We start from the raw sequence: 662 nt of genomic DNA on the forward strand, positions 1-662 counted from the left end.
GAGCCGTATACTCCCGGTCCAGGATGCAGATATTGTGCAAGTGGGCTACCGGAAGCAAGGCACGTTCGATCGCGCCATTTCAGCCCTCCATAACTTTGGGGACAAACTTTTGGCCAGGCAGGAGCGTTCAGAACAGACCCGCAATGCGATCATCGAGGCGGCGTTGACCGTCCTCGCCCGCGATGGGACTGCGAGGCTGACATTCGAGGCTGTCGCCCGGGAATCAGGCCTGAGCAAGGGGGCGGTCACGCATCACTTTCGCTCCAAGGCTGATCTGTTCAAGGGTGTACTCGCATATCGCAACGTCAGTTTCGAACAGTTCCGGCGCAACTATCAGCAATCGCGTCCGAAGGATGCCCCACAGCAAGCGCTCTCACTCGAGATTGCGGCATTGCGCCAGATGGTAGACGAGAACCGCTCACCTGCGCGTGCAGTCCTTTCGATCCTTGTGGATGATCCGAGCCCCATGGCGTTTATCCGGGAACGGTTCGCCGGGCAGGTCCGGCAGATCAGGGAAGAGGCCGCCGATCCTGAAATCGCGCTGTTGCGCTGGGAGGCGGCATGGGGCCTCGCACTGTATGCGCTGTTCGGCCTTTCCCCCTTGTCGGACAAGGAGCGCGCTCATCTGTTTGACCGACTGCTTGACGATGACGCATGGACGC

1 protein-coding gene is annotated in these 662 nt (G+C 60.1%); it reads left to right on the plus strand.

Annotated features, from left to right (window positions below):
• Window positions 1-34 precede the first annotated feature (34 nt).
• The coding region (locus U5A52_RS43020; RefSeq protein ID WP_321940492.1) for a TetR/AcrR family transcriptional regulator at window positions 35-662 on the plus strand (628 nt) is incomplete at its 3' end.

Origin of the sequence: Paraburkholderia sp. J8-2 (genome assembly GCF_905220195.1) — a bacterium.
Taxonomy (GTDB): Bacteria; Pseudomonadota; Gammaproteobacteria; order Burkholderiales; family Burkholderiaceae; genus Paraburkholderia.